The sequence below is a fragment of the Helicobacter sp. 23-1044 genome (assembly GCF_053654695.1).
On record NZ_JBSIUQ010000024.1, the window covers coordinates 1 to 3,922 of the forward strand.

General features: G+C 42.9%; 4 protein-coding genes. 3 read left to right on the plus strand and 1 reads right to left on the minus strand.

The features are described from left to right. The coding region (locus tag ACWIUD_RS11960) for a menaquinone biosynthesis decarboxylase (RefSeq protein ID WP_454149380.1) at positions 1 to 1,424 on the minus strand (1,424 nt) is incomplete at its 3' end. A gap of 101 nt (positions 1,425 to 1,525) precedes the next feature. Here ACWIUD_RS11960 and ACWIUD_RS11965 point away from each other — a divergent pair. The 3 genes from ACWIUD_RS11965 to ACWIUD_RS11975 all read left to right on the plus strand — a co-directional run. Then, positions 1,526 to 1,774, plus strand: a complete 249-nt coding sequence (locus tag ACWIUD_RS11965) for a hypothetical protein (protein ID WP_454149374.1) — start codon at positions 1,526 to 1,528, stop codon at positions 1,772 to 1,774. After that, positions 1,771 to 2,595, plus strand: coding sequence for a dephospho-CoA kinase (gene coaE, locus ACWIUD_RS11970; RefSeq protein WP_454149376.1), 825 nt, complete (start codon positions 1,771 to 1,773; stop codon positions 2,593 to 2,595). The genes ACWIUD_RS11965 and coaE overlap by 4 nt, the downstream gene beginning before the upstream one ends. Before the next feature lie 43 nt (positions 2,596 to 2,638). Next, the coding region (locus ACWIUD_RS11975; protein WP_454149378.1) for a hypothetical protein at positions 2,639 to 3,922 on the plus strand (1,284 nt) is incomplete at its 3' end.

Sequence of the window (3,922 nt, forward strand, 5' to 3'; positions counted from 1 at the left end):
GCCTCGCTGTAATTTTGCGCTATTTTTGCCAAAAGTGCGTCATCGCTTAAAATTTGTGGCGATTCATAAGGCGGTGCGCCGTTTGTGCAATCCACGCCTAACTTCCCGCCTTGCGCAAATTTTGGCGATGAATGGTCAAGCGCATCGACAATGCCGTGTGAGATAAAAAGCTCGTTAATGTCAAAATTATTCAAAATAAATTCCGCAATCGCGCTATGATTTGTAAGCTCTGGCGCATTTTGTGGCACAAAAATGGCGTGTTTGACAAAGCTCATCTGTCCCATAGCCCAAAATCCGTGCATAATCTGTTGCGCGTGGGAGGGATATTTGGGTGCGATTTTTGCCAAAATGAGATTGTGAAAAACGCCATTTTCAGGCATATAATAGTCAATCAGCGCGGGGCTTGTGGTTTTCAGCAGTGGCAAAAAAATGCGCTCCGTTGCATAGCCCAAATATTTGTCCTCCAAAGGCGGTTTTCCCACCACCGCACCCAAATACACGGCATTTTCTTTTAGCAAAATATTTTCCACTTCCATCACAGGATATTTTTCAATGGGCGTATAATAGCCCGTGTGGTCGCCAAAAGGTCCCTCATCGCGCATATCATTTGGGTCGATAAAGCCTTCGATTATTATGTCGCAATCGTGCGGGACAAAAATGTCATTGCTTTGGCATTTGCGGAGGCGTGGGCGAATCTTGCGGATAAATCCATACAGCATTAGCTCAAACATTCCAAGCGGCAGGGGAGCTTGAGCGCACCAAGTATAAAGCGGGTCGCCTCCGATTGCCACGCTCACGGGCATTTTGCGCCCTGCTTTTTTATACTCATCAAAAAATATCATTGAATCTTTGTGGATTTGAAAGTGCATTCCCAAGTGATTTTTATCATAAATTTGAAGCCGATACATTCCCAAATTTTTCATCGAATTATCCAAGCTATGCGTGTAAATCTGCCCTGCGGTTATGAATCTACCGCCGTCATTTTCCCAAGTTTTTAAGATAGGGAGCGAAAATAAATCGACTTTATCTTTTGGGATAATTTTATGTGTTTTATGCCACGAATCGCGCATTTTTTTAGGGCGCAAAAAGCGAAGCTGACTAAAAAGATGGATTTTTGCAAACAAATCGCGCCAATTTTTGGGCGCGGATAGGCGCGTAAAATCGCGGATACTTTGCGAAATAGATTCGGCATTTATCCCAAGCAATTCTAATCGTCTAAAAGAGCCAAAAAGATTCATAAATACAGGAATTTTGAAGCTCTGATTCGTCCGTCTGCAAATAGGATTTGTAAAAAGCAGTGCCTTTGAATCGTCCTTTTTTACCTCAATATAGGCGATATGTGGGATTTCTAGCTCAATGTCAAGTGGCGTTTCGATGATTTTTAGCTCATTATTTTCTTGTAAAAATTTAATAGTTTTTTGCAACTCCAACCTTTCGTAAAACAAAAATTTTAAGGCGATATTATAGTATAGATTTTGCATTATTATGCTAGAATCGCAGATTTTGAAAATAAAAGGAGCAAATTATGAGCAATCTTGGCAAACTCGTTGTGATTGGCGCGATTGGCGCGGTGGCGTATTTTAAATTTTACAAGCACGAAAGTATCCCCGGCACAGACATCATCAGCGAAACTTCGCGCACCGTGATAAAGGACGCAAACGCCGATTATGTCGAGCATAAAATCGGCGAAGAGAAAGAGTATATGGATAGAAATGCGACAGTGCTACAAGATGACCCGTCAATGAGGGCGATTACAAAAAATCAAGGGCAATGAAGTTTCAAAACGCTATCGCCCTTACAGGTGGCATCGCCACCGGTAAATCCACCGCTTGTAGCATTCTAAAACTGCACGGCTATCCCATAATCGACACGGACTTAATCGCACACGAAGTTTTGGAGCAAAGCAAAGACAAAGTAGTGCGAATCTTTGGAGATGAAATTTTATTAGATTCTGCAAATCAAATAAAAATCGCAGAATCTAATGCGAAAATTACCCACCCCCTAGCCCCCTCCGCAAGGGAGGGGGAACAAAAAATAACAATCTCCACAAGGGATGGGGGACAAAATGCGGATTTTGCGCGAGATTCTGCGAAAATTGTGCGAGATTCTGCGGATTTCGTGCGAGATTCTGCGAAAATTGCGCGAGATTCTGCGATAGATTCTGCGAAAATCAAGCGCACCCCCCCACAAATCAATCGCAAAAAATTAGGCGCAATCGTTTTTAGCGACAAGGCAAAACTTCGCGCATTAGAGTCCATTCTCCACCCCAAAATACGCGCAGTTGTAAAGCAAAAAGCACAAATTTTTGAAGCGCAAAATATCACATATTTCATCGACATTCCGCTTTTTTACGAGCTACAAGAGCGTGGCAGTGGCTATGCAATCCCGCTAACGCTTTTAATCTACGCGCCAAGCGATTTGCAGTTAGCGCGAATCCAAAAACGCGATAATTTAAGCTACGAATCCGCAAAGACGCGCCTATCAAACCAAATAGACATTGAAAAAAAGCGCGAAAAAGCAGACTTTGTCATCGAAAACACAGGCAATATCCGCGACTTGCAAGATAAAATAAAAGATTTTTTGCAACAAATATAGATTTTGTGCTACAATTTGCCTATTTCAAAAATGGAGGTTCTTTATGAGAATAAATATCAGTTTAGGGGGGGGGGGATTTTATAGTCGCCCCAAAAGCGCGATGAAGCTACTTTTTGCGCTACTTATATTTAGCGCATTTGCCTTCGGGCAAGGTGGCGGAGGACCCGGCGATGGGGGCAATGGACATAGACCAACGGGTAAGGTTTTTCGTTGCTTTGCAAAGATAGGTATGGCTCATAGCACCGCACAAAATGATAACACTTGGAGGGGACACGGCACATATTGCGCCGCCCCTTTCCCACCACAGGGTTGTAAAAAAGAGTGGAAATGGAGTTTGGATTATAAAGATGATTCTGCCGAAGAAACCGCTCAAAGCAAACTATGCAGATTTAAAAATGCTTGGGAAGGTGGCTGTCGCGGTAATGGCGGTTGCGCTTGGAACGCTGGGGATTGCCATGTATTTGTAGGAATGGGGCATTGGAACGCGCCACAGACATTTTCTTTTTGCGCGATTGAATATGATACGAGCGATAGAAATGTGCCAAATGATTTTGAAAAAGTCTCCAAATGCGTGGATAAAGTAGAGGGCAAAGAAGTATCAAATAGAAAATTATGTGACGATGACACAACAGGCACTAGATATTACTACAAGCCCAAATGCGACGACACAGATGATGAAAAGAAATGTAGGGAGCGATTAACAAGCTACAATATACCTTATGGATGGCGATTCTGCTATGAGCCACCGGGTGGCGGTAATATAACTTCATTTTTACCAAATCAAGGCGGACAAACCGTGCGTTTTAGGGAGTTTATACAAGAAGATGCGCTTGGCTGGGTGCAACAAAGGACAGGACCTTGCGAGAAAGCATCATATACGCCAAACAGCGGTGGCGCACCCGAACCCGAGCCCGAAAAGCCCGATGAGTTAGGCAACTTGGTAATTTTAGATGAAAAAGATGGCAATACAAATCAAATCGCCTCAAAAGTCCATACGAAAATCTCAGGCAACTCATATAATTTCCGCATTTTTTCAATCGATAGCGCGGGGAAATTTAGCAGTGGCATTTCATCATTAAACTGCACCATCACCGAAAAAAGTGGCAAAAGTTTTAGCGGAGCGGCAAAAGAAAATAGCTTTTTTAGCGCATTATTTTCAGGCAAAGGGAAAAATTTCATCTTTGGCGAATATGCGCCAGAATCTAGCGGTGAGGCGAGTATCTCTTGTGTCGGCACTAGCAAAGATGGCAAATCTGTAAGCGCAGAGACGACATTTTTCATCGCACCAAATTCTTATAAATTTAGCACCATAAATGCGGAGTTTAAC

Excerpts from the sequence above, each read along its gene's own strand:
- ACWIUD_RS11965 (WP_454149374.1), top strand. The coding sequence starts at position 1,526 with ATGAGCAATCTTGGCAAACTCGTTGTGATTGGCGCGATTGGCGCGGTG.
- coaE (WP_454149376.1), top strand. The coding sequence starts at position 1,771 with ATGAAGTTTCAAAACGCTATCGCCCTTACAGGTGGCATCGCCACCGGT.